This is a genomic window from Mycolicibacterium mageritense (genome assembly GCF_010727475.1).
In the GTDB taxonomy this organism is placed as follows: Bacteria; Actinomycetota; Actinomycetes; order Mycobacteriales; family Mycobacteriaceae; genus Mycobacterium; species Mycobacterium mageritense.
The window spans coordinates 364,304-387,076 of sequence record NZ_AP022567.1 but is presented as its reverse complement, the minus strand read 5'-3'; the positions used below and the strand labels follow the sequence as shown (position 1 = coordinate 387,076).

Annotated in this window: 25 protein-coding genes; 14 read left to right on the top strand and 11 right to left on the bottom strand. The window is 68.1% G+C overall.

The annotated features are described in order from the left end of the window. Positions 1-35: 35 nt before the first annotated feature. Entirely contained in the window at positions 36-713 is a 678-nt protein-coding gene (locus G6N67_RS01870) for a TetR/AcrR family transcriptional regulator (protein ID WP_036437584.1), read from the bottom strand. 159 nt (positions 714-872) lie between these two features. Continuing rightward, positions 873-1,538 (bottom strand): O-methyltransferase, encoded by a 666-nt coding sequence (locus tag G6N67_RS01865; protein WP_036437583.1) that lies wholly within the window; start codon positions 1,536-1,538, stop codon positions 873-875. A 175-nt stretch (positions 1,539-1,713) separates the two neighbouring features. Between G6N67_RS01865 and sigE the strand changes: the two genes are divergently transcribed. The 4 genes from sigE (at position 1,714) to tatB (ending at position 4,926) form a co-directional block, all read left to right on the top strand. Further along, positions 1,714-2,463 carry an RNA polymerase sigma factor SigE gene (gene sigE, locus G6N67_RS01860; protein WP_081812709.1) on the top strand — a complete coding sequence of 250 codons (750 nt, stop codon included), beginning with the start codon at positions 1,714-1,716 and terminating at the stop codon, positions 2,461-2,463. A 79-nt stretch (positions 2,464-2,542) separates the two neighbouring features. Next, entirely contained in the window at positions 2,543-2,941 is a 399-nt protein-coding gene (gene rseA, locus G6N67_RS01855) for an anti-sigma E factor RseA (protein ID WP_036437579.1), read from the top strand. An 81-nt stretch (positions 2,942-3,022) separates the two neighbouring features. Further along, the gene (gene htrA, locus G6N67_RS01850; protein ID WP_036437577.1) at positions 3,023-4,519 is read left to right on the top strand and encodes a serine protease HtrA; all 1,497 of its coding nucleotides are present in this window, start codon (positions 3,023-3,025) and stop codon (positions 4,517-4,519) included. 2 nt (positions 4,520-4,521) lie between these two features. Then, entirely contained in the window at positions 4,522-4,926 is a 405-nt protein-coding gene (gene tatB, locus G6N67_RS01845; protein WP_036437576.1) for a Sec-independent protein translocase protein TatB, read from the top strand. A gap of 54 nt (positions 4,927-4,980) precedes the next feature. On the opposite strand, the gene G6N67_RS01840 is transcribed toward tatB, so the two are convergent. The 4 genes from G6N67_RS01840 to G6N67_RS01825 are packed head-to-tail and all read right to left on the bottom strand — an operon-like array spanning position 4,981 to position 9,411. After that, positions 4,981-6,123 (bottom strand): Mrp/NBP35 family ATP-binding protein, encoded by a 1,143-nt coding sequence (locus G6N67_RS01840; protein WP_036437575.1) that lies wholly within the window; start codon positions 6,121-6,123, stop codon positions 4,981-4,983. Between the two features lie 54 nt (positions 6,124-6,177). Next, the gene (locus tag G6N67_RS01835; RefSeq protein WP_163642094.1) at positions 6,178-7,485 is read right to left on the bottom strand and encodes a lytic transglycosylase domain-containing protein; all 1,308 of its coding nucleotides are present in this window, start codon (positions 7,483-7,485) and stop codon (positions 6,178-6,180) included. A gap of 58 nt (positions 7,486-7,543) precedes the next feature. Further along, entirely contained in the window at positions 7,544-8,128 is a 585-nt protein-coding gene (locus G6N67_RS01830; protein ID WP_036437573.1) for a DUF1003 domain-containing protein, read from the bottom strand. Then, complete coding sequence (locus G6N67_RS01825; protein ID WP_036437571.1) at positions 8,125-9,411, bottom strand: magnesium transporter MgtE N-terminal domain-containing protein; 1,287 nt, start codon at positions 9,409-9,411, stop codon at positions 8,125-8,127. Before G6N67_RS01825 ends, G6N67_RS01830 begins: the two co-directional genes overlap by 4 nt. A gap of 25 nt (positions 9,412-9,436) precedes the next feature. Between G6N67_RS01825 and G6N67_RS01820 the strand changes: the two genes are divergently transcribed. Continuing rightward, positions 9,437-10,399 (top strand): HpcH/HpaI aldolase/citrate lyase family protein, encoded by a 963-nt coding sequence (locus G6N67_RS01820; protein ID WP_081812742.1) that lies wholly within the window; start codon positions 9,437-9,439, stop codon positions 10,397-10,399. On the opposite strand, the gene G6N67_RS01815 is transcribed toward G6N67_RS01820, so the two are convergent. Both G6N67_RS01815 and G6N67_RS01810 read right to left on the bottom strand, forming a co-directional pair. Then, a complete protein-coding gene (locus G6N67_RS01815; RefSeq protein WP_036437568.1) occupies positions 10,396-10,869 on the bottom strand; it encodes a DUF4190 domain-containing protein in 474 nt (157 codons plus the stop codon). The genes G6N67_RS01820 and G6N67_RS01815 overlap by 4 nt on opposite strands. Before the next feature lies 1 nt (position 10,870). Beyond that, positions 10,871-11,605, bottom strand: a complete 735-nt coding sequence (locus tag G6N67_RS01810) for a DUF4190 domain-containing protein (protein WP_073912306.1) — start codon at positions 11,603-11,605, stop codon at positions 10,871-10,873. 129 nt (positions 11,606-11,734) lie between these two features. On the opposite strand from G6N67_RS01810, the gene G6N67_RS01805 reads away from it, so the two are divergent. From G6N67_RS01805 to G6N67_RS01780, 6 genes are all read left to right on the top strand, one after another. Next, positions 11,735-12,247 carry a YflT domain-containing protein gene (locus G6N67_RS01805; RefSeq protein ID WP_036437565.1) on the top strand — a complete coding sequence of 171 codons (513 nt, stop codon included), beginning with the start codon at positions 11,735-11,737 and terminating at the stop codon, positions 12,245-12,247. 155 nt (positions 12,248-12,402) lie between these two features. Continuing rightward, positions 12,403-13,800: an ABC transporter substrate-binding protein gene (locus G6N67_RS01800; protein ID WP_036437562.1), complete on the top strand. Its 1,398-nt coding sequence runs from the start codon at positions 12,403-12,405 to the stop codon at positions 13,798-13,800. A 28-nt stretch (positions 13,801-13,828) separates the two neighbouring features. Further along, positions 13,829-14,725: a carbohydrate ABC transporter permease gene (locus G6N67_RS01795; RefSeq protein ID WP_036437560.1), complete on the top strand. Its 897-nt coding sequence runs from the start codon at positions 13,829-13,831 to the stop codon at positions 14,723-14,725. Positions 14,726-14,733: 8 nt separating this feature from the next. After that, positions 14,734-15,558, top strand: a complete 825-nt coding sequence (locus tag G6N67_RS01790; RefSeq protein WP_179976838.1) for a carbohydrate ABC transporter permease — start codon at positions 14,734-14,736, stop codon at positions 15,556-15,558. Between the two features lie 4 nt (positions 15,559-15,562). After that, the gene (locus G6N67_RS01785; protein WP_036437554.1) at positions 15,563-16,873 is read left to right on the top strand and encodes an ABC transporter ATP-binding protein; all 1,311 of its coding nucleotides are present in this window, start codon (positions 15,563-15,565) and stop codon (positions 16,871-16,873) included. Next, on the top strand, positions 16,870-17,475 hold the full coding sequence (locus G6N67_RS01780; RefSeq protein WP_036437550.1) for a suppressor of fused domain protein: 606 nt from the start codon (positions 16,870-16,872) through the stop codon (positions 17,473-17,475). The genes G6N67_RS01785 and G6N67_RS01780 overlap by 4 nt, the downstream gene beginning before the upstream one ends. Here the strand turns inward: G6N67_RS01780 and corA are convergent. Beyond that, positions 17,472-18,581, bottom strand: coding sequence for a magnesium/cobalt transporter CorA (gene corA / locus G6N67_RS01775; protein ID WP_036437548.1), 1,110 nt, complete (start codon positions 18,579-18,581; stop codon positions 17,472-17,474). The two genes, G6N67_RS01780 and corA, sit on opposite strands and share 4 nt — an antisense overlap. Positions 18,582-18,724: 143 nt before the next feature. On the opposite strand from corA, the gene G6N67_RS01770 reads away from it, so the two are divergent. Further along, positions 18,725-19,885 (top strand): NAD(P)-dependent malic enzyme, encoded by a 1,161-nt coding sequence (locus G6N67_RS01770; RefSeq protein ID WP_036437546.1) that lies wholly within the window; start codon positions 18,725-18,727, stop codon positions 19,883-19,885. An 8-nt stretch (positions 19,886-19,893) separates the two neighbouring features. After that, entirely contained in the window at positions 19,894-20,733 is an 840-nt protein-coding gene (locus G6N67_RS01765; RefSeq protein WP_036437543.1) for a glycine betaine ABC transporter substrate-binding protein, read from the top strand. Between the two features lie 33 nt (positions 20,734-20,766). Here G6N67_RS01765 and G6N67_RS01760 read toward each other — a convergent pair whose 3' ends face one another. Continuing rightward, positions 20,767-21,591: an SDR family NAD(P)-dependent oxidoreductase gene (locus G6N67_RS01760; protein ID WP_036437541.1), complete on the bottom strand. Its 825-nt coding sequence runs from the start codon at positions 21,589-21,591 to the stop codon at positions 20,767-20,769. 82 nt (positions 21,592-21,673) lie between these two features. Next, complete coding sequence (locus G6N67_RS01755) at positions 21,674-21,934, bottom strand: helix-turn-helix domain-containing protein (RefSeq protein ID WP_036437539.1); 261 nt, start codon at positions 21,932-21,934, stop codon at positions 21,674-21,676. A 77-nt stretch (positions 21,935-22,011) separates the two neighbouring features. Here G6N67_RS01755 and map point away from each other — a divergent pair, with 77 nt between their 5' ends. Next, positions 22,012-22,773, top strand: a complete 762-nt coding sequence (map, locus tag G6N67_RS01750) for a type I methionyl aminopeptidase (RefSeq protein ID WP_036437536.1) — start codon at positions 22,012-22,014, stop codon at positions 22,771-22,773.

Below are 22,773 nucleotides of genomic sequence, written 5' to 3'. Positions count from 1 at the left end.
CTCGGGCCAGAAGAGGGCGAAGAACGTCTGAGTGGTCACGCTGGTTCCTTTCGGTCTGAGCCGGCCGGGCCGGGCGAGGTGAACGGAGTGCCTTGTTCGTGTTGGCGCAGAAACGCGTCGTACATGGTCGAATCGGTGAGCAGGCCTTCGGTCATGACCTCGAGCGCGGGCAGCATCATGTCCTCGCCGTAGTCGCGCAGGACCGCGCGGATGTCGCTCGGGTTCTCGTGCATCTGGAGGTAGAGCAGCAGGCTGCCGCCACTGCTCATCGCGAGGTACTTGGCGCGGGCCCGGGGATCCCGGCTGGGTTTGAGCGTGCCTGCCCGCACGCCCTCCTCGAGGTACTGCTCGGCGTTGTCGATCATGCGCCGCCACCACGCCCTGGCCAGGTCGCCGCCGGACTGCAGGCTGCACACGAGGTAGGCCACCACGGGCGCGAACTCTTCGATCGCGGCGACCTGCGTGAGCCAGGCCGCGGGGTCGGCGGTCGTCAGGGATTCGGATTTCGCTTCGCGGATCACCTCGGCGACGTAGTCGTCGCACGCCTTGCGCAGGCCCTCCTTCGAGCCGAAGTGGTGGATCACCAACGCGGCGCTGACGTTGGCGCTGTCGGCGATTGCCCGTAGCCCGACGGTGAACCCGCGTTGACCGAACTGTTCGATCGCGGCGTCGCGAATCCGGGCGATGGCTGTCCGGTCGTCTGCTGTACGCATGTTTAGTACGCTAAACATGCGTTCAGTCACGAGTCAAGGGGGTGTCCCGTCAGGAATCCGTAAATTTCGTCAACCACGCGCCGGAACTGCATTCCCGGTTGCCAAGCCAGCGCTTTGGCAACCGGGAATGCAGTTCCGCGGCAAGCGGCGGGAAAAGGCTCAGTCGCGCGCGGCGGCCAGCAAACCGTCGCCGAGTGGGATCAGCACGGGGGTGAGCCGTTCGTCCTCGGCGATGAGCCGGGCTGCCTCGCGGACCGCGGTGACTTCGGCGTCACGCGCAGCGGCGTCGCCCGCGCGGCCGCCCAGCGCGGCCCGATGCACCACGATGGCGCCACCGGCCCGCAGCAGGCGCACGCCTTCGGCCACGAATTGTGGCTGGTCAATCGGGTCGGCGTCGATGAAAACCAGGTCGTAGGACTCGTCGGCGAGCCGGGTCAGCACCTCTTGCGCGCGCCCGCTGATGAGCCGGGTGCGCCCGGGGCCGACGCCCGCTTCGGTGAACCCTTGCTTGGCGATCCGCTGGTGCTCGGGCTCGACGTCGATCGTGGTCAGGACACCGTCGTCGCGCATACCTGACAGCAACCACAAACCGCTCACGCCTGCGCCCGTGCCCACCTCGACGACCGCGCGGCCGCCGGTGAGCCGCACGAGCACGCTCAGCAACGCTCCGACCGCGGGTGTGACAGCGCCTGCGCCGATGTCGACGGCGCGCTCGCGGGCCGCGGCCACGATCGCATCCTCGGAGATCGATCGCTCGGCATGGGTCACGATCGCCTCGGCCCGGCTGGGCGGCTGGTGACCTGTCGTCTCGTCGGAGCTGGCCATGCCCCGCAGCGTAGGCCAGAGCCATGCCGCGGAGCCGCGACACGCCCGCACCCGGACCGGATGGCCACCGAATATTCGCTGGTTTTTGCAGGTCGCTGTGCGTATCTTCGGGTTTCTCAGGGAAAGTTCAGTTTGCTCATATGCCGGCCTCACCGGCATCGGGAACGGTATCCGCATGGAACACGACAGCCGCTGGCCGATCGCGCAGCGTCGGAATAACGAAGTCGTCCGTTCTGTTGGTCAACATGAAGTCTGTGAGCAGGAGGATCAAACGACCACCATCAGTACTACCCAGGCCGCACCGGTGTCGATGGCACATCTTGAGCAATACACCGAAGGGGACTGGGTGGAACCATCCGACGAACTGACCGGCACCGCGGTGTTCGACGCCACGGGTGACCACGCCACGATGCCGTCGTGGGACGAGCTGGTCCGCCAGCACGCGGATCGGGTGTATCGGCTGGCCTACCGGCTGTCCGGCAACCAGCACGACGCCGAGGATCTCACGCAGGAAACGTTCATCCGGGTGTTCCGGTCGGTGCAGAACTATCAGCCCGGCACGTTCGAGGGCTGGTTGCACCGCATCACCACGAACCTCTTCCTGGACATGGTCCGCCGCCGCGGCCGCATCCGGATGGAGGCGCTGCCCGAGGATTACGACAGGGTGCCGGCCGACGACCCGAACCCCGAGCAGATCTACCACGATTCGCGCCTGGGGGCCGATCTGCAGGCCGCGCTCGACTCACTGCCGCCGGAATTCCGTGCCGCCGTGGTTCTGTGCGACATCGAAGGTCTGTCCTATGAGGAGATCGGCGCCACTCTCGGCGTGAAACTCGGCACGGTGCGCAGCCGTATCCACCGCGGTCGGCAGGCGCTGCGGGATTACCTGGCCAAGCACTCTTCGGAAACTTCGCAAACTGCTTGAGCGTTCACGTAGGTCGGGAGCAGCCTCCCGCGCTACATTCAAAGGCGGGGTAGTTGTGCGTACCGAGAGGAGCTGGGCGATGGTCGACCCGGGACATGTGTTCCGTCGTGCTTTCTCCTGGCTGCCCGCGCAATTCGCGTCTCAGAGCGACGCACCTGTCGGCGCCCCGCGCCAATTCGGGTCCACCGAGCATCTGTCGATCGAAGCGATCGCGGCGTTCGTCGACGGCGAACTGCGGATGACCGCGCACCTGCGCGCCGCTCATCACCTGTCGCTGTGTCCTGAGTGTGCTGCTGAGGTCGACGCCCAGGGCCAGGCGCGCGCGGCATTGCGGGACTCTTGTCCGATCGCCATCCCGAACACGTTGCTGGGCATGTTGTCCCAGATACCGCACCATGCCCCACACCCTGGTGCCGAGCTGCGTGAGCAGTCGCAGTTTGCTGAGGACCCGACGCGGGGTCGGCGCAAACGCCGGTAGGGTGTATCCCAACAGGTGAGCAGCGGTCCGTGCCCGGTCTTCGTGCCGGGAAGGCGCTGAAGACTAGAGAGTGAAACACCGGTGACAAACTCCGACCAGTCCGGCGATAGCGGCCGCCTGGCGCCGCGCCCTGTTGAGCGCCCACCTGTCGATCCCGCCGCCCAGCGCGCGTTCGGCAGACCGGCAGGCGTCGACGGCTCCTTCCTCGGTGCCGAGCAGCATCGCGACCAGGGGGAGTACACCCCGAAAGATCAGCCGCCGGATCCGGTCCTGGCCGAAGCGTTCGGCCGGCCCGCGACCGCCCGCGAGTCCCTGCAGCGCCACCCCACCGACGCCGGTGCGCTCGAAGCCGAGCGCAACCGCGACGCCGACGACGATCTCGACCCCTGGCGCGATCCAAGCGCGGCCGTCGCACTCGGAATCCCGGCCCGGCCGCCGTCGGCGCCCACGGTGGTCAGCGCCCCGGTCGGCAAGATCGGGGTGCGCGACGTGCTGTTCGGGCGCCGCGTGTCCTGGGTCGCGCTGCTGGTGCTGACGTTCGTCGCACTGTTGATCGGCGCGTTGGGCGGCTGGGTCGGCAACATGACCGCGAGCACCGTGCACGCCTTCACCACGTCCAAGGTGACGCTCGAGACGGGCGACAACCCCGAGGCGCCCCCGGGCCGGTTCGCGACCGTCGCGGAGGCCGTCGCCGACTCGGTGGTCACCATCGAGGCCAAGGGCAAGACCGAGGGATCGCAGGGCTCAGGCGTCGTGGTGGACGGGCGCGGCTACATCGTGACCAACAACCACGTGATCTCCGAGGCCGCCAACAAGCCCGCCGAGTACGAACTCAACGTCGTGTTCAACGACGGCACCGTGGTACCCGCACATCTGGTCGGCCGCGACAAGAAGACCGACCTGGCGGTGCTCAAGGTCGACAACGTCGACAACCTGACCGTGGCGCGCATGGGTGATTCGGAGAAGCTCCGCGTCGGCGAAGAAGTGATCGCCGCGGGTGCGCCGCTGGGCCTGCGCAGCACCGTCACGCACGGCATCATCAGCGCGTTGCACCGCCCGGTGCCGCTGTCGGGCGACGGTTCCGACACCGACACCGTCATCGACGGTGTGCAGACCGACGCCTCGATCAACCACGGCAACTCCGGCGGCCCGCTGATCAACATGGACTCCGAGGTCATCGGTATCAACACCGCCGGAAAGTCGTTGTCCGACAGCGCAAGCGGTCTCGGCTTCGCGATTCCGGTCAACGAGGTCAAGCGCGTCGCCGAGAAGCTGATCCAGGACGGCCGCATCGTCCACCCGTCGATCGGGATCAACGCCGACTCCGTGAGCAATCGCGTGGCGCAGGGCGCGCGCGTCAAGGACGTCAGGGTCGGCGGGCCTGCCGAAAAGGGCGGGATTCTGGAGAACGACGTCATCGTCAAGGTCGGGGATCGCAAGGTCGCCGACGCCGACGAGCTCGCGGTGGCGATTCGCCAGCTCAACATCGGCCAGGAAGCCCCCATCGAGGTGGTCCGCGACGGTCGCCCGATGACGCTGACGGTCACGCCCATCGGCGACGAACCAAGCTCGCAGTAGTCATGTTCGCCAACGTCGGGTGGGGCGAGATGCTCGTGTTGGTGATCGCCGGGCTCGTCATCCTGGGCCCGGAGCGGCTGCCTGGCGCGATCCGCTGGACCTCCAGCGCGCTGCGGCAGGCCCGCGACTACGTCAGTGGTGCCACGAGTCAGCTGCGGCAGGATCTCGGCCCGGAATTCGACGATCTGCGTGAGCCGCTCGCCGAACTGCAGAAGCTGCGGGGCATGACGCCGAGGGCGGCCATCACCAAGCACCTGCTCGAAGGAGACGATTCGTTCCTCACCGGAAAATTCGACGAGAAGCCCGCTCAACCGCCGGCCACGACACCGCCCGCGGTGACGCCGACGCCTGAGCCACCTGCGCAGCCGAAGCCGAGCGGGACGGTCTTCGACCCCGACGCCACGTAGCGTTTTGCGGAATCCCTGGCGGCCGGCGCGCGCCGCAAGCGCGACGACGGCCGTCTAGCGTCCGGCCGGATCCAGCCCCAGCGACATGCCGGCCAGCCCGCGTTTACGGCTCGACAGCGCGTCGGCGATCTTGCGGAGTTCTTTCCCGGCGGCCGAATCGGGTGCGGACAGCACCAGCGGCACCCCGGCGTCGCCTGCTGCGACCAGACCGGGATCGAGCGGAACCTGGCCCAGCAACGGCACCTCGGCCCCCACCGAACGGGTCAGCGAGTCGGCCACCTGCCGTCCGCCGCCCTCGCCGAACAGTTGCATGACGGTGCCGTCGGGCAGCTGCAGGCCGGACATGTTCTCCACCACGCCCGCGATGCGCTGGCGGGTCTGCAGCGCGATGGCACCGGCCCGCTCGGCCACCTCGGCGGCGGCCAGCTGCGGCGTCGTGACCACCAGGATCTCGGCCCCGGGGATCAGCTGGGCCACCGAGATGGCGATGTCGCCGGTTCCCGGCGGCAGGTCCAGCAGCAGCACGTCCAGGTCGCCCCAGTAGACGTCGGCCAGGAACTGCTGCAGTGCCCGGTGCAGCATCGGGCCGCGCCACACGACAGGTGTGTTGCCCTGCGTGAACATCGAGATCGAGATGACGCGCACGTCGTGCGCGGTGGGCGGCAGGATCATCGAGTCGACCTGCGTGGGCCGGTCGGTGGCGCCGATCATGCGAGGCACCGAATGCCCGTAGATGTCGGCGTCCAGCACGCCGACCGACAGGCCCCTGGCGGCCATCGCCGCGGCCAGGTTGACCGTGACACTGGACTTGCCGACGCCACCCTTGCCGGACGCCACGGCGTACACCCGGGTCAGCGAGTTGGGTTGGGCGAACGGGATCACCGGCTCGCGGGAATCGCCGCGCAGCATCTTGCGCAGCTCGGCGCGCTGCTCGTCGTTCATGACGTCGAGGCCGACCTTGACCGCTCCGGTACCGGGCACGTCGGTGACCGCGGCCGAGACCAGCTCGGCGATCTCGTTCTTCTTCGGGCAGGCCGCGGTGGTCAGGTAGATCTCGACCGACACGCCGTGATCGGGCTCGATGGAGACGCTCTTGACCATGCCGAGGTCGGTGATCGGACGGCGCAGCTCAGGGTCGATCACCTTGGCCAGTGCAGCACGGACCGCGGCTTGCAGCTCGGTGGCAGATTCGGACATCACCGCTGAGTCTACGGCGCACCGAAAAACCTCAGCACAGACGGCTGACCGACGTCAGGCCGGTCCCGGGGCCGGGCCGGGCGCAGGCCCGAGCACCGCGGGCATCGGACCGGGGGCAGGCGCACCCGGTGGTGGCGGACCCGCGGGCGGCAACCCGGCCGGGGGAGCAGGCTGCGCCGGCGGTGGCGGTGCTTGTTCGCCCAGGCAGAACACGACGCACTCCGGGGTCTTGGGTTGCTCCCATGGCGGAGTCCACGGCGGTGGCGCGGCGGGTTGGGTCGGCGGGACGGCCTGCGCGGGCCCCGGAAGCGGGCCGAGCACCTGGCCGGGCGCGAATCCGGGCACGTTGGTTGCGGGAACCCGGCTTGCGGCGTCGTTGGGGCCGAGCACCGGGATGAGGGCCAGCGGATCGCCGACCGGAAGGCCGAGAGCGTTGGCCGGCAGTCCCGGTCCGAGGCCCTCCGGGTTGTCCAGGTGCGCGTCCCCGATCGCCGGGATGGTTCCCGTGATGGGCGGCAGGTCGACGGGGACCACGCCCGTCGCGTACGCCGCCGCCCAGCCCAGCACGTTGCGCGCATAGGCCACGGAGTTGTTGTAGCGCAGGATCGCGCTCATCACCTGGGACTGGTCGCGGAGGTTCAGGCCTCCACTGCACAGGTAGCGTGCGGCGGCCAGGGATGCGTCGAACACGTTCTGCACGTCGGCCTTGCCGTCACCGTCGCCGTCCGAGGCGTACCTGGCCCACGTGCCGGGCAGGAACTGCATGGGCCCCATCGCGCGGGCGTAGGTCACCCGGCCCGCCTGTGCACTCTGTACGATGACCTCGTTGCCGGGCAGCGTGCCGTCCAGCGCGGGACCGTAGATCGGGCGGACCGCGGTGCCGGTGGCGTCGGTGGCGCCGCCGTTGGCGTGCATGGACTCGATGCGGCCGATTCCGGCCAGCAGGTTCCAGCTGATGCCGCACGCGGGGTAGGCGGCCGCCATCATGCGTTCGGCGTTGCGGTAGGCCTTCAAGGCCATGCCCGGAATGCCAAGGGCGCCAGGTGAATTCACCACAGCGGCGGGTGGCGGGGCGGAAACCGCGGCCGCGGCGATGTGGAACTTGGTGGGTGCCTTGGCGGCCGCGATCACCGATGGGCCCGCGCGGTCGGGGGACCGCTGGACCGCGGCGAGTGGGGTCACCGCGGCGTCGCTGTGCGGAGTGGGTGCAGACGCGCCGACGGCGCCGGCCAGGATGACGGGCGTCAGGACGGCGACGCCGAAGGCGCCACGCCTGTGCGGCGCGGACTGTCCGAGGGTGCGCACGAGGTCGCCGGCACGGCGCCGAGCGGCCGCGAAAGCCGCTCCTCCCCCTACGCGCACCTAGCCGTCCTTTGATCGGTTGCCGACGTCCAGCGTCTTGTGAACCAAGTCACCATACCTACTTCTCGTTGTCCTGTTGCGACAATGGTTCACTGACGTCTGCGTCACTGCTTTTCGGGGTGCGCTCCGGGTCATCGGCTTTGCCGGACCGGCCGCCGCGTTTGGCCCGCTTCTGCAGCCCGTTGATTGCCTCGTGCAGTTCCTCCAGTTCGCGGCGGAGGTAGTCGCGTGTGGCCACCTCGCCGACCGCCAAACGCAGCGCCGCGAGTTCGCGGGCCAGGAATTCGGTGTCGGCCTTGGTCTGCTCGGCGCGCCGCCGATCCTCTTCCAGCGAGACCCGGTCCCGGTTCTCCTGGCGGTTCTGCGCCAGCAGGATCAACGGCGCGGCGTATGCGGCCTGCGTCGAAAACGCCAGGTTCAGCAGGATGAACGGGTACGGATCCCACTGCAGGCTCACCGCGAACAGGTTCAGGGCGATCCACACCACCACGACGACCGTCTGGATGGCCAGGTACCGCCCCGTGCCGAGGAACCGCGCGATGGACTCGCTGAACCGGCCGACCGCCTCGACGTCGAAGTGCAGCCCGAAACCCCGGGTCGCGCGCGGGGTGTCCAACCGCTGGCGCGCCGACAGTTCACTCATGAGCCCGCCACCGGCAGCTCAGGTTCTTCCCGTTCCCGCCAGTCGTCGGGCAGCAGATGGTCGAGGACGTCGTCCACCGACACCGCACCCAGCAGGTGACTCTCCTCGTCGACGACCGGGGCACACACCAGGTTGTAGGCCGCGAAGAAGCGGGTCACCGCGGCGAGCGAGTCCTCGGGGCCCAGCGTCGGCAGATCGTTGTCCACGATGCCGCTGACCAGCTCGCCCGGGGGTTCGCGCAGCAGCCGCTGCAGGTGCACACAACCCAGGTAGCGGCCCGTCGGCGTGGCGGTGGGCGGCCGGGCCACGAAGGCCAGCGACGCCAGTGCGGGCGTCAGGTCGGGATCGCGGACCCTGGCCAGGGCTTCGGCGACCGTGGTGTCGGGTGCGAGCACCACGGGTTCGGACGTCATCAAACCGCCCGCGGTGTCGGGCGAGTGGCTCAGCAGCCGTCGGACGTCCTCGGAATCCTCGGGGTCCATGCGTCGCAGCAGCACCTCGGCGTCCGCGGGCGTCATCGTGCCGAGGAGGTCGGCCGCGTCGTCGGGATCCATGGCCTCCAGCACGTCGGCCGCGCGTTCGGTCTTGAGCTGCCGTAGCACCTCGGCCTGCTCGTCCTCGGGCAGCTCCTGCAGCACGTCGGCGAGACGCTCGTCGTCGAGTGCCCGGAACAGTTCGTAGCGGCGCTTGGCAGGCAGCTCGCGCAGTGCCTCGGCGACCTCCACCGCGCGCTGACCGGCGAACTGCTCGAGCAGCGAGGCCACGCCCTGATCGGGCATCGCGAGCCCGGACGGCGTGAGGCCGTGCACGTTCTGCCAGTCGACGGCGTAGATGTTGCTTCGCCGCCCGAGCCGGCGCTGCGGGCGCACTGCGACCCGCGTGACCATCCAGTCCCTGGTGCGGGTCTGTTCGATGCCCAGATCGACCACCACGACGTCGATTCCGGCCAGCTGCGGCAGGTCGGGATCGTCGATGCGCACCCTGGTCTCCAAAACCTGCCCGAGCACCAGCACCTCGCCGGGGCGTTGCGCGAACCGGCGCAGCGACACACTGCCGGTGGCCAGGGTCACCGAACCGGGCTCGATCGCGGTCACTCGCAGGATAGGAACGAAAATCCTTCTCCGCGTGAGCAATTCAACGACCAACCCGAGCACTCTCGGCTGGTGGCGGACGATGCTGATGCTGATCACCACGTCACGCACGCGGCCGATGGACTCCCCGTCGGGGCCCAGCACCACCATCCCTGCGAGCCGGGCCGCGTAGACCCTGTTGACCGCCGCCATGAGTCAAAGGGTAGAGAGTGTGTTCGTGGACAACACGTATCGACCCCGGAGAACCTGCCTCTCCGTCCCGGGCAGCAACCCGAGGATGATCGAGAAAGCCAAGGGTCTGCCCGCCGACGAGGTGTTCCTCGACCTCGAGGACGCCGTGGCGCCCGACGCCAAGGCGCACGCGCGTAGCCAGGTCGCCGAGGCGCTGGCCTGCGACGGCTGGGCGGGACAGCTGCGGGGTGTGCGGGTCAACGACTGGACCACGCCGTGGACCTATGCCGACGTCATCGAGGTGGTTTCGAAAGCCGGCGCGTCGCTCGACCTCATCGTGCTGCCGAAGGTCACCGAGGTGGCGCACGTGCAGGCGCTGGATCTGTTGCTCACGCAATTGGAGACGACGCACGGTCTGCCCGTGGGCCGCATCGGCATAGAACCGCAGATCGAGGATGCGCGGGGCCTCACCAACGTCGACGCGATCGCTGCTGGACCGCGCGTGCAGGCGCTCGTGCTCGGCCCCGGCGACATGGCGGCCAGCCTCAACATGCGAACCCTCGAAGTCGGCGGGCAGCCCGAGGGCTACGACCTCGGCGACGCGCACCACCATGTGCTCATGCGCATCCTGGTCGCCGCGCGGAGTCGGGGCGTCAACGCGATCGACGGTCCGTATGTGAAGGTCCGCGACGTCGACGGTTTCCGGCGGGTGGCCGGCCGGTCGGCGGCCCTGGGATACGACGGCAAGTGGGTTCTGCATCCCGACCAGATCGTCGCGGGCAACGAGATCTTCAGCCCGCGCCAGGCCGATTACGATCACGCAGAGCTGATCCTGGAGGCCTACGAGTGGCACACGTCGGGCGCCGGAGGTGCGAGGGGAGCGGTCATGCTCGGTGACGAGATGATCGACGAGGCGAGCCGCAAGATGGCCCTTGTCGTTGCGGCGAAGGGCCGCGCAGCGGGGATGACTCGGCAGGCCCCGCGGTTCGAGCCGCCGGGGGATCGCTAGGCGCTCGACAAGCCCGAGATCACGCCGGCCAACAGGAAGAGGACGAGCAGCGCGGTCAGCAACCCACCGATGATGGTGGCCGCCAGCGCCATGCCGTAGCCCTGCTGCCCGGTGCGCTTGGTCTCGCGCATGGCGATGATGCCGAGCACCAGGCCGACCGTGCCGGTCAGGCACGACAGGAAGCCGAGCACCGAGCACACCAGCGCGGCGATCGCCATGCCGCTGGTGCCGGGAGGCGGCTGCTGCCGGTACGGCCCGTACGGCTGGGCAGGCGCATAGGGATAACCGGGCTGGGCCGGCGGATACCCCGCGCCCGGGTAGCCCGGCGCGGCCGGATACACCGGCGGTGGTAGTCCCGCACTGGCCGGATAATCCACGGGCGCAAGCGGATCCGCCGGATGGGCGTGTTCGAGCGCTGGGTATTCGACACCGCCGAATCGCGGTGCCGGTTCCTCGGGCGGCGTGGTCACGTCAGTACGTCGGTGACGACGTGGACGCCGACAGCACGACGAACCCGAGGATTATCAGGCCGAGCAGCAGGATCACCGCGCCCACCGCGATACCGGCGATCGCAAGGCCCCGACCTGACTGGCCGGTGGTCTTGATCTGGTTCAAGGCAACGATGCCCAGCACGACGCCCACCAGTGCGGGTACGAAGCCGCTGAAGCAGAAGAACATGAACGGCACACCGAGCACCGACGCCACGAGCGATCCGATGGCCATGCCGTTGTTCGGATTGCTGGGTGCCATGTCGTAGCCGGTCGGGTATGCGCCCGGGTAGCCGCCGTAGCCCGGGGCGGGCGGCGGTGGATAACCCGCGGGAGGCGGCGGATAGCTGCCCGGGGGAGGCGGGTAGGCGCCCGCAGGCGGAGGCGGTGGGTACGCGCCCGGTGCGGGCGGTGGGGGATAGCCGCCCGGTGGCGCATATCCCGTCGGCGGAGTCGGCGGCTCGGCCGAGTACGGGGTCTGATACGCCGGGGGCACGGAGTAATCGCTCGGCGGCGAGTAGTCCGATCCGGCCGAATACGTCGGCGGTGGCTCCGAGGCCGGCGGCGTGTCGTATGACGGTTGCGTTTGCGCCGTCTGCGGTTGATCCTGAGACTGCTCGATGGGAGGTGCTTCGTAGCCGCTTGACGACGGTTCTGACGGCCCGGCACCGGCTTCGGATGCCGGCTGGTCGCCCGAGTACCCGTCCGGATTTGTCATGCTGACAAACCTAGCGCACGGTACGGAATACGCGGGTCATCGAAATGAGGCACGAATTCCGGCGGCGGGACGTTGCTGTAATGAAAGCATCCGCACACCGAGGCGGTGCACAGAGGAGAGTGAAGCGCGATGACGAGCCCATTCCAGCCCGGGCAGGCCCCTGGCGCCGCGGCCGGCGCCCCGATGCGCGGTGCGTTGCCGACGCCGCCGAAGGGTTGGCCCATCGGCTCGTACCCCACCTACGCCGAAGCCCAGCGCGCGGTTGATTATCTGTCCGACCAACAGTTCCCGGTCCAGCAGGTCACGATCGTGGGCGTCGACCTGATGCAGGTCGAGCGGGTCACCGGACGGTTGAGCTGGCCGAAGGTGCTCGGCGGTGGTGTGCTGTCAGGCGCCTGGCTGGGTCTGTTCATCGGCCTGATCCTCGGGTTCTTCAGCCCCAACCCGTGGAGCGCTCTGCTCACCGGTCTGGTCGCCGGTGTGTTCTTCGGATTGATCACCTCGGCGATCCCTTACGCGATGGCACGCGGCACAAGAGATTTCAGTTCGACCATGCAACTGGTCGCGGGCCGCTACGACGTGCTGTGCGATCCGCAGGGTGCCGAACAGGGGCGGGATCTGCTGGCGCGCTTGACGATCTGAGTCCCGTAACCGTCGTGTCGTGACCGTGCGGCAAAGTTGCGCAGGTCACGATTGCGACGCGTGTGCATCGAAAGTGTTGCATATCACGCACATTTGCCTCTACGGTTTGCGCGCGGGCGGTTCCCGCCCGACGGACGTGGACGGGAGGCAGAGCGGTGCTGGCTCGGCGGCTATGTGCTGCGGCAGTGGCCGCGCTGACGACGGCCACGATGGTGTCGGCGTGCGGATCGCAGACCAACGGGATCGTCATCAACTACTACACGCCGGCAAACGAGATGGCGACCTTTACCGCCGTCGCGAACCGGTGCAACGAGGAACTCGGCGGGCGGTTCACCATCAGGCAGGTGAGTCTGCCGAAAGGCGCTGACGATCAACGCCTGCAGCTGGCCCGCAGGCTGACCGGCAACGACAAGACGCTCGACGTGATGGCGTTGGACGTGGTGTGGACCGCCGAGTTCGCCGAGGCAGGCTGGGCGCTGCCGCTTTCGGACGATCCAGCGGGCCTGGCCGAGGCCGATGCGGAGTCCAACACGCTGCCCGGGCCGCTGGAGACCGCGCGGTGGCAGGACAAGCTCTACGCCGCACCGATCACCACCAACACCCAATTGCTTTGGTACCGGGCCGATCTGATGGAGGAACCGCCCGGTACCTGGGACGGCATGGTGGCCGAGGCGACCCGGCTGCACGCGGCGGGCAAGCCCAGTTGGATTGCCGTTCAGGCCAAGCAGTACGAGGGCCTGGTGGTGTGGTTCAACACGCTGCTGGCCAGCGCAGGTGGGCAGGTGCTCTCCGACGACGGCAAGACCGTCACGCTGACCGACACTCCCGAACACCGCGCGGCGACGGTCAAGGCGCTGCAGATCATCAAGTCGGTCGCCACCGCACCGGGCGCGGACCCGTCGGTGACCCAGACCGACGAGGCCACCGCGCGGTTGGCCCTCGAACAGGGCAAAGCCGCCCTGGAGGTGAACTGGCCGTTCGTGCTGCCCTCGCTGCTGGAGAACGCGGTCAAGGGCGGCGTCAATTTCCTGCCGCTCGACCAGCGGCCCGATCTCAAGGGCGCCATCAACGACGTCGGCACGTTCTCGCCGACCGACGAGCAGTTCCAGGCCGCCTACGACGCCAGCAAAGAGGTGTTCGGGTTCGCCAACTACCCGGGCGTGGTCGACGGTGAGCCCGCGAAGGTCACGCTCGGCGGGCTCAACCTGGCGGTCGCGGCCACCAGCCAGCACAAGGCCGAGGCGTTCGAGGCCATCCGGTGCCTGCGCAACGTGGAGAACCAGCGCTACACGTCGGTCGAGGGCGGGCTGCCCGCGGTGCGCGAGTCGCTTTACGACGACCCGGCGTTCCAGGCCAAGTACCCGCAGTACGCCATCATCTGCGAGCAGTTGACCAACGCCGCGGTGCGGCCCGCCACGCCGGTGTACCAGGCGGTGTCGACCCGGATCTCGGCCACGCTCGCGCCGATCACCGAGATCGACCCCGACCGCACGGCCGACGAGTTGGCCGAGCAGGTCCAGAAGGCGATCGATGGCAAGGGGCTGATCCCATGACCGACGAGCGCTTGCGCGAGGAGTCGACATGACAGCTCCGATAAGCGACGACCGCAAGTCCGAACGGCGGTTGGCGTTCGCGCTCATCGCGCCCGCGGTCACCCTGATGCTCGCGGTCACGGCCTACCCGATCGGGTACGCGATCTGGCTGAGCCTGCAGCGCTACAACCTCGCCGCGCCGGGGGACACCGCGTTCGTCGGGCTCGCCAACTACCAGACCATCCTCACCGACCGATACTGGTGGACGGCGTTCGTGGTGACGCTCGCCATCACGGTCATCTCGGTGTCGATCGAGTTCGTGCTCGGTATGGCGCTGGCACTCGTCATGCACCGCACGATCTTCGGCAAGGGCACGGTGCGTACGGCGATCCTCATCCCGTACGGCATCGTGACCGTCGCGGCGTCCTACAGCTGGTACTACGCCTGGACACCCGGCACCGGATACCTGGCCAATCTGCTGCCCGAGGGCAGTGCACCGCTGACCGAACAGCTGCCGTCGCTCGCCATCGTGATTCTCGCGGAGGTGTGGAAGACCACGCCGTTCATGGCGCTGCTGTTGCTCGCCGGCCTGGCTCTGGTGCCGCAGGATCTGCTCAACGCCGCGCAGGTCGACGGCGCGGGCGCGTGGAAGCGGCTGGTGAAAGTGATTCTGCCGCTGATCAAACCGGCCATCCTGGTCGCGCTGCTGTTCCGTACGCTCGACGCGTTCCGGATCTTCGACAACATCTACGTCCTCACCGGTGGCGCCAACAACACCGGTTCGGTCTCGATCCTCGGCTACGACAACCTGTTCAAGGCGTTCAACCTCGGATTGGGTTCGGCCATCAGCGTGTTGATCTTCCTGTCGGTGGCCGTCATCGCGTTCGTCTTCATCAAGGTCTTCGGTGCGTCGGCGCCCGGTGCAGACGCGGAGGGAAACCGATGAGCGAACGGGTGAACGCGCGGCGAGCCACCGGCTGGGGCCTGATCAACATCCTGGTGGTCGTCTACGCACTGCTGCCGGTGCTGTGGATCCTGTCGCTGTCGCTGAAGCCGACCTCAAGTGTCAAGGACGGCAAGCTGATTCCGGCTCAGATCACGTTCGACAACTACAAGGGCATCTTCACGGGTGACATGTTCACCTCGGCGTTGGTCAACTCGATCGGCATCGGGCTGATCACCACGGTGATCGCGGTGATCGTCGGCGGCATGGCGGCCTACGCCGTGGCCCGGCTGGCGTTTCCGGGTAAGCGCCTGCTGGTCGGCGTGGCCCTGCTGATCGCGATGTTCCCGCAGGTCTCACTGGTGACACCGCTGTTCAACATCGAGCGCGCACTCGGGCTGTTCGACACCTGGCCCGGGCTGATCATCCCGTACATCACGTTCGCGCTGCCGTTGGCGATCTACACGCTCTCGGCGTTCTTCCGGGAGATCCCCTGGGATCTGGAGAAGGCCGCGAAGATGGACGGCGCCACGCCGGCCCAGGCGTTCCGCAAGGTGATCGCGCCGTTGGCGGCGCCGGGCATCGTGACCGCGGCCATCCTGGTGTTCATCTTCGCGTGGAACGACCTGCTGCTGGCGTTGTCGCTCACCGCGACCCAGCGCGCGATCACCGCGCCGGTGGCGATCGCGAACTTCACGGGCAGTTCGCAGTTCGAGGAGCCGACGGGGTCGATCGCGGCGGGCGCGATGGTCATCACCATCCCGATCATCATCTTTGTTCTCATCTTCCAGCGGCGGATCGTCGCTGGCCTGACATCCGGTGCGGTAAAGGGGTAGGTCGATGGCCGAAATCGTGTTGGACCGGGTGACCAAGAGTTACCCAGACGGCGCAGGCGGTGTCAGGCAGGCCGTCAAGGAATTCTCGATGACGATCGCCGACGGCGAGTTCATCATCCTGGTGGGGCCGTCGGGATGCGGTAAGTCGACGACGCTGAACATGATTGCCGGACTTGAGGACATCTCGTCGGGCGAGCTGCGCATCGGCGGCCAGCGGGTCAATGACAAGGCCCCCAAAGACCGCGACATCGCCATGGTGTTCCAGTCCTACGCGCTGTACCCGCACATGACGGTGCGGCAGAACATCGCATTCCCGCTGACCCTGGCCAAACTCAAGAAGGACCAGATCGCGGCCAAGGTCGAGGAGACCGCCAAGATCCTCGACCTCACCGAACTGCTGGACCGCAAGCCCGCGCAGCTGTCCGGTGGTCAGCGGCAGCGCGTCGCGATGGGACGCGCAATCGTGCGCAGCCCCAAGGCATTCCTGATGGACGAGCCGCTGTCGAACCTCGACGCCAAGCTGCGCGTGCAGATGCGTGCCGAGATCGCCCGGTTGCAGAGCCGGCTGGGCACCACGACGGTCTACGTCACGCACGACCAGACCGAGGCCATGACGTTGGGCGACCGCGTGGTGGTGCTGCTGGCCGGCGAGGTACAGCAGATCGGCACGCCCGACGAGCTGTACACCAACCCGGCCAACCTGTTCGTCGCCGGTTTCATCGGCTCACCCGCGATGAACTTCTTCCCGGCCACATTCACCGACGTGGGCGTGCGCCTGCCGTTCGGCGAGGTCACCCTTACCCAGGCCGTGCACGATCAGCTGGCCCGCCATCGGCAGTCCAAGAACATCATCGTCGGGATCCGCCCCGAGCACCTGGAGGACGCGTCGCTGCTCGACGGGTACGCCCGGATCCGGGCACTGAGCTTCACGGTGCGTGCCGACATCGTGGAATCCCTCGGCGCGGACAAATACGTCCACTTCACCACCGAGGGCGCAGGCGCCCAGGCCGCCCAGCTGGCCGAGTTGGCGGCCGACTCGGGTGCCGGGGAAAACGAGTTCGTGGCAAGGGTTTCCGCAGAATCGAAGGTGACAGCGGGTCAGCAGGTCGAGCTCGCCTTCGATACGTCCAAACTGGTGATCTTCGACGCGGACACCGGCATCAACCTGACCCGGGTCGTCGAGACGGAGGCGCCCGCCGAGGCGCCCGTCGAAGACGCCGAACCCGCCGCCGAGACACCCGACGCCGACGCACAGGACACCGACTCCGACGACACTGCGACCGAGAAGTCCGGCGAAACCACCGATTCCGAGTGATCGACGTTCTGGCCGCGGTGCGGGACAGGCTGACCGAGTATTACTCGGCGGCGGGCATCACCGCCGAACCCGTGAGCGCCAGCGTCACGTTCCTCGGTACCGAACGTGTCGACGTGCTGCGGTTCGGCCCGGATCTGAGCGCAGCCGCCGAGGACGTGTATCACTATGTGACGCTTGGATGTTCGCGGCACCCGATGTTCGACCCCACCGAGCTGGTGTCGGATCCGATCCGGGGTCCGCGCGCCGAGGTGACGGTGTCGCTGCGGGGGCCGACCCCGTCGGGGCTGGCCCGGTCGCTGGCCGTGCTGGCTGCCGCGCCCGCGGTCGAGGGGCTGATCCTGGAGCCCGACGCGCTGGTCGACTTGGAGACCCCGCTGTTCGAAGCGGCACCGTTCACGGCATTCCTGTTGGGCCCCAGCGCTATCGGTGAGGTCGCCCTGCCGGAGCCGTTGTCGCCCGTGGCCGTGCTGGCGGCGACGCCGATCACCCCGACCGAGGCCGCGTGGGTGCGGCTGAAGGGGGCCGACGCGATGCGCGAGGCATGGCAGACGGACGGGGTGGACGTGCTGGACCCCACCCGGCGGGCCGCGTCACCCAGTTAGAGCCAGTGGTTGCGGCGGAACGTGGCGTAGAGGAACGCGCAGATGGCGACCATCAGGGCGAGGACCGCGGGATAGCCCCAGACCTCTTTGAGTTCGGGCATGTGTTCGAAGTTCATGCCGTAGATGCCCGCGATCATGGTCGGCACGGCCGCGATCGCCACATAGGCCGAGATCTTGCGCATGTCGACGTTCTGCTGCATCGCGACCTTGCCGAGCGCGGCCTGCACGAGTGAGCTGAGCATGTCGTCGTAGCTCGTGACCCGCTCCGAGGCCTGCACGTTGTGGTCGTGCACGTCGCGCATGTACCGGCGCACCTCGACCGAGATCAGGTCGTTGTGGTCGCTGAGCAGCCGCTGCAGCGCCAGCGTGAGCGGGCCGACCGCCCTGCGCATCTCGACCACTTCGCGCTTGAGCAGGTAGATGCACTCGATGTTGGTCTGCGTGAGCGGCGAGAAGATGTCTTCTTCCATCTGATCGATGTCGGTCTCGATGAGATCGGTGACATCGAGGTAGTGGTCCACGACGTGGTCGGCGATCGCGTGCATGACCGCGAACGGGCCCAGTTTGAGGATGGCCGGTGTGGAGTCGAGCCGTTTGCGCACCCCGGCCAGCCCGCCGTGTTCACCGTGGCGGACGGTCACCACGAAGTCCGGCCCGACGAAGATCATGATCTCGCCGGTCTCGACGATCTCGCGGGCGTTGGCCACCGATTCGTGCTCGACGTAGTTGATGGTCTTGAGCACCAGGAACAGCGTCTTGTCGTACCGCTCCAGTTTCGGGCGCTGGTGGGCGTGGACGGCATCCTCGACGGCCAGCTCGTGCAGCCCGAAAACATCCGCGACCGCTTGCATCTGGAACTCGTCGGGTTCGTGCAGTCCGATCCAGACGAACGCGCGCTTGCCTTCGGCCTCCAACTCTCGGACCTTGGTGAGCGCGGCGGCGTGCGTGTATTTGCCGGGCAGCCGTCCGCCGTCGCAGTACACCCCGCAGTCCACCATGGCCCGGGCCACCGGGACGTGAATGGCCTTGGCATCGGTGCTCGTCGCGGCGCGCGACCGGGAGGCCGGCCGCAGCAGGGAGGGCGGTAGCGCGCGGAATGACGGCATTCGCTGAGCCTCCCGTTGGACCGTGGACTGGACCGGATCGAGCCATCTGAATGGTACGCGCGAGTCCTGTTACCGGCTGCTCACCGACGGGGAACCCGCCCCTGTGAGTTAGGCCTGTGAAGTACCCTTGCGCCGTGTCTGAAATGGTGCGTACCCCGCAAGTAGTCGTCGAAGACGCCGAGATCTTCGCGGCTCATGAAGGCGGAAAGCTCTCGGTCGAGCTGAAGTCGCCGCTGGACACCCAGCGCGCATTGTCGATCGCCTACACGCCGGGGGTTGCCCAGGTGAGCCGGGCCATCGCCACCGATCACACCCTCGCCGCCAAGTACACGTGGGCCAACCGCCTCGTCGCCGTGGTCAGTGACGGCAGCGCCGTGCTCGGCCTTGGCGACATCGGCCCCGCGGCGTCGCTGCCGGTGATGGAGGGCAAGAGCGCACTGTTCAAGTCGTTCGCGGGGCTCGACTCGATCCCGATCGTGCTCGACACGAAGGATCCCGACGAGATCGTCGAGACCCTGATCCGGCTGCGTCCGACCTTCGGTGCGGTGAACCTGGAGGACATCTCGGCGCCGCGGTGCTTCGAGATCGAGCGACGCGTCATCGAGGCGCTCGATTGCCCCGTGATGCACGACGACCAGCACGGCACCGCGATCGTGGTGCTGGCGGCACTGCTCGGCGCCACCAAGGTGCTGGAGCGCGACATGCACGAGCTCAAGGTTGTCGTGTCGGGCGCGGGCGCCGCGGGCGTCGCCTGCACCAACATCCTGCTGGCCAAGGGCATCACCGACATCACGGTGCTGGACTCGCAGGGCATCGTGCACACCGATCGCGAAGGCATGAACTCCTTCAAGAACGAGCTGGCCGAACGGACCAATCCGCGCGGGCTCACCGGCGGCGTGGCAGAGGCGCTGGCCGGTGCCGACGTCTTCCTCGGGGTGTCCGCGGGCATCGTGCCCGAGGAACTCATCGCCACGATGGCTCCCGGCGGAATCGTCTTCGCGCTGTCCAATCCGGACCCCGAGATCCACCCGGATGCGGCCCGCAAGTACGCAGCCGTGGTCGCGACCGGCCGCAGCGACTTCCCCAACCAGATCAACAACGTGCTGGCCTTCCCCGGCGTGTTCCGGGGTGCGCTCGACGCGGGCGCGCGGCGGATCACCGAAGCGATGAAGGTCGCCGCGGCCGAGGCAATCTTCTCCGTGGTCGGCGACGACCTCGCGGTCGACCACATCGTGCCGAGTGCGTTGGATCCGCGGGTCGGGCCGGCCGTCGCGGCAGCCGTCGCGGCCGCGTCAGAGGGCTGAGTTTGTCGGTGCGCCGTCCACTGGTGCTGGTGTTGGCGTTGCTGGCGCTGGTGATCGCCGGCTGCGGTGGGCACCGACCGGCCCAGCCCATGATGGTCGGGTCCGGGTCCGGCCCGGAGTCGGCACTGGTCGGCCAGCTGTATGCGGCCGCGCTGCGCTACTACGGCACGCCCGCCGAGGTGACCGCCGTCAAGGGGGCGCTCGATGCGCTGGACTCGGGTGAGGTGACGGTGCTGCCCGGGTTCACCGGGCAGCTGCTGCGGTTGTTCGACCCCGACGCGGTCGCCCACTCCGACGAGCAGGTGTACCGCGATCTGGTGTCGGTCCTGCCCGAAGGCGTAGCGGCGGGTGACTACACCATGTCGGCGCAGGACAAGCCCGCGATGGTGGTCACCGAGGCGACTGCGTCGGCGTGGGGCGGCACCGACCTGTCGGTGCTGCGCCGCAACTGCGACAAGGTGGTGCCCGGCGCGGTGGCGGGCTCGCATCCGCCGTCGTCGATCGGCATCTGCGTGCCACGCAAGGTACGCGAATTCGCGGACCGGGAAAGCCTTTTCGCAGCGCTGCGGCAGGGCACGATCAACGCGGCCTGGGCCACGACCGCGGATCCCGAGATCCCGTCGGAATTCGTGGCGCTCGCCGATCGCACGGCGTTGATCCGGGCCGAGAACCTGATCCCGCTCTACCGGCGCAACGCACTGTCCGAACGGCAGATCCTCGCGCTCAACGAGATCGCCGGCGTGCTCGACACTGGCTCGCTGGCGGACATGCGGCGCAAGGTCGCCGAGGGGGCCGACGCGCGTGCGGTCGCCGAAGATTTCCTGCAGGCCAACCCGCTCGGTCACTGACCTTGGCTCGCGCAGAAGAGGTGACTCGGTGGCTCAGTAGGGCAGGATCCGGGACATGGCCGTCGAGAACAGCCGCTGATAGCCCGAACCGGTCACCCGCACCACCAGGTCGAGGAACTTGGCGTCGGGGCCGACCAGCACGCGAGCCCGGTTCTTGCGGACGGCTTCCAGGATGATCTTGGCCGCTCGCTGCGGTGAGGTGTTGGCAAGCTTCTTGTCGAAAACCTTGGCCAGTTCCTGGGGGTCGAGGCCTTCGGCCGCGGTCGCGTTGCGCGCGATCGCGGTCTTGATGCCGCCCGGATGCACGGTGGTCACCTTGACCGGATGTTTGGCCAGGGCCATCTCCTGGCGCAGGGCTTCGGTGAACCCGCGCACCGCGAACTTCGCCGAGTTGTAGGCGGCCTGGCCCGGCACCGCGAACAGCCCGAAGATGCTCGAGACGTTGACCACGTGGCCGTCGCCCGAGGCGATCAGGTGCGGCAGGAACGCCTTGGTGCCGTTGACGACACCCCAGAAGTCGACGTCCATCACGCGCTCGATGTCCTTGTAGCTGGTGACCTCGACATCGCCGGTGAACGCGATCCCGGCGTTGTTGTAGATCTGGTTGACCTTGCCGAAATGTTCGACGACGGCGCTCGCGTACAGCTCGAACGCCTCGCGCTCGGTGACGTCGAGCCGGTCGGCCTTCACCGGCGCTCCGATGGCCTTGAGCCGTTCCTCTGTGACGGCCAGGCCCTCGGTGTCTACGTCGCTGATGGCCAGCTTGGCGCCCGAGCGGCCCAGCTCGATGGCCAGCGCCTGGCCGATACCCGATCCCGCGCCGGTGACGACGGCGACTTTCCCGGCAAAGCCCTCCATGCCCACACTCCCTTGCGTGTCTTGACTGCTGTCGAGACTAACCGGTACCTGCGGTCCCGTTTACATGGGCTCGGCGTGGTGGCTAGGACGCGGCGGCGGTCGCGGGCCGCCACACCGCGGCCAGCGTCTCCAGCGGCAGGCCCAGTGCGTCGCTCAGTCCCACGATGGTGCCGAACGCGGGGGACGGCAACCGGCCGGTTTCGATCTTGCGCAACGTCTCGGGAGATATGCCCGCGCCGCGTGCGACGTCTTCGAGGGTCCGGGGGCCGCGCGCGCTCCGCAGCGCGGCGCCGAGCCTGCGGCCTGCGGCAACCTGGTCTGGGCTCAGCGGGGTACGGACCACGGACCCACCCTAGCGCCGGTATTCAAATACCGCTAGGCTCGCATCGGTATTTAAATACCAGCGGAGGAGAGTGCCACGTGATCGAACTCAAGACGAGCGCCGAAATCGAGCAGATGCGAACCACCGGGCGGTTCGTCGCCGAGGTGCTCACCGAGCTCAGCGCGATGGCCGATGTCGGGCTGAATCTCCTCGACCTCGAACACCGGGCGCGCGACATGGTCAAACGCCGTGGCGCGCAGTCCTGCTACTGGGACTATGCCCCGTCGTTCGGCAGGGGGCCGTTCCGCAACGTGATCTGCTTGTCGGTGAACGACGCTGTGCTGCACGGGCTCCCGTTCGACTACGTACTGCGTGACGGTGACGTGCTCAGCATGGATTTTGCGGTCTCGATAGACGGCTGGGTCGCCGATGCCGCACGCACGGTGATCGTCGGGACGCCCGCCGAAGAAGACGTGCGGCTGGTCCGCTCGACCGAGGAGGCCCTCGCGGCGGGCACCGCGGCCGCGCAACCCGGCGGCCGGCTCGGGGACATCTCCGCGGCCATCGGCGCCGTCGCCGCGGAGTACGGGTATCCCGTCAACCTCGAGTTCGGCGGACACGGCCTCGGCCGCACCATGCACGAGGATCCGCACGTTCCCAACCGCGGCAAGCCCGGACGCGGCATGCGCCTGCGTCCCGGAATGACACTTGCGCTCGAGCCATGGTGGGCACGCACCAGCAATCGCATCGTCTTCGACCGCGACGGCTGGACGATCAGGTCCGCCGACGGATCCCGCACCGCCCACACCGAGAACACCATCGCGATCACCGAAGCCGGCCCGGTGGTCCTGACTCGCTAG

Excerpts from the sequence above, each read along its gene's own strand:
- G6N67_RS01830 (WP_036437573.1), bottom strand. The coding sequence starts at position 8,128 with ATGAGTGAACTGTCGGCGCGCCAGCGGTTGGACACCCCGCGCGCGACC.
- G6N67_RS01770 (WP_036437546.1), top strand. The coding sequence starts at position 18,725 with ATGGTGCGTACCCCGCAAGTAGTCGTCGAAGACGCCGAGATCTTCGCG.
- G6N67_RS01870 (WP_036437584.1), bottom strand. The coding sequence starts at position 713 with ATGCGTACAGCAGACGACCGGACAGCCATCGCCCGGATTCGCGACGCC.
- G6N67_RS01785 (WP_036437554.1), top strand. The coding sequence starts at position 15,563 with ATGGCCGAAATCGTGTTGGACCGGGTGACCAAGAGTTACCCAGACGGC.
- G6N67_RS01760 (WP_036437541.1), bottom strand. The coding sequence starts at position 21,591 with ATGGAGGGCTTTGCCGGGAAAGTCGCCGTCGTCACCGGCGCGGGATCG.
- corA (WP_036437548.1), bottom strand. The coding sequence starts at position 18,581 with ATGCCGTCATTCCGCGCGCTACCGCCCTCCCTGCTGCGGCCGGCCTCC.
- G6N67_RS01865 (WP_036437583.1), bottom strand. The coding sequence starts at position 1,538 with ATGGCCAGCTCCGACGAGACGACAGGTCACCAGCCGCCCAGCCGGGCC.
- sigE (WP_081812709.1), top strand. The coding sequence starts at position 1,714 with ATGGAACACGACAGCCGCTGGCCGATCGCGCAGCGTCGGAATAACGAA.
- G6N67_RS01825 (WP_036437571.1), bottom strand. The coding sequence starts at position 9,411 with ATGGCGGCGGTCAACAGGGTCTACGCGGCCCGGCTCGCAGGGATGGTG.
- G6N67_RS01840 (WP_036437575.1), bottom strand. The coding sequence starts at position 6,123 with ATGTCCGAATCTGCCACCGAGCTGCAAGCCGCGGTCCGTGCTGCACTG.
- rseA (WP_036437579.1), top strand. The coding sequence starts at position 2,543 with ATGGTCGACCCGGGACATGTGTTCCGTCGTGCTTTCTCCTGGCTGCCC.
- tatB (WP_036437576.1), top strand. The coding sequence starts at position 4,522 with ATGTTCGCCAACGTCGGGTGGGGCGAGATGCTCGTGTTGGTGATCGCC.
- G6N67_RS01795 (WP_036437560.1), top strand. The coding sequence starts at position 13,829 with ATGACAGCTCCGATAAGCGACGACCGCAAGTCCGAACGGCGGTTGGCG.
- G6N67_RS01810 (WP_073912306.1), bottom strand. The coding sequence starts at position 11,605 with ATGACAAATCCGGACGGGTACTCGGGCGACCAGCCGGCATCCGAAGCC.
- G6N67_RS01805 (WP_036437565.1), top strand. The coding sequence starts at position 11,735 with ATGACGAGCCCATTCCAGCCCGGGCAGGCCCCTGGCGCCGCGGCCGGC.